Origin of the sequence: Alloprevotella tannerae ATCC 51259, from assembly GCF_000159995.1 — a bacterium.
Lineage (GTDB): Bacteria > Bacteroidota > Bacteroidia > Bacteroidales > Bacteroidaceae > Alloprevotella > Alloprevotella tannerae.
Map to the genome: position 1 here is coordinate 299,512 of NZ_GG700642.1, position 428 is coordinate 299,939.

The 428-nt window shown below is 49.5% G+C and carries 1 protein-coding gene; it reads right to left on the reverse strand.

Annotated features, from left to right (window positions below; all coding sequences use genetic code 11):
• A partial coding sequence (locus GCWU000325_RS01230; RefSeq protein WP_006254111.1) for a transposase occupies positions 1 to 428 on the reverse strand: 428 nt, incomplete at both ends.

The following is a 428-nucleotide window of genomic DNA, read 5'->3' on the forward strand; positions in this document are numbered from 1 at the left end:
GTATTTGAGTGGAAAGTTCTGCTTTATCTGCTTGAACAACAACTCTATGGCCCATCTTTTGTGGTAGATATCCATGATTTCGAGCGGGTCCGAGGTCATGTCGTTAGTCAGGAGGGAGATGAGTTTGCGCTTCTGAACATCGACATAAGTGACGATGCGTGCGTGATGGACAATGCTGGAACCGCCCTTGAGTTCCTTTCGGAAAGTAACCCGTTGTACACGAACCTGCATCACCCCTTCCGGCGTTTGACACATGACGTCCTCCTCTATCGTGTATTGCAGGTTTTTCTTCATCTTCGTGACATAGACGACGCCGCGCTCAGTCATCTGCTGAAACTTCGCATAGTCGATGTAGGCACGATCCATGGCAATGATATCCCCCCTGTTCAACGTGGCCGGCAAGAGCATAAAAGAGTCATTGGTGGCTG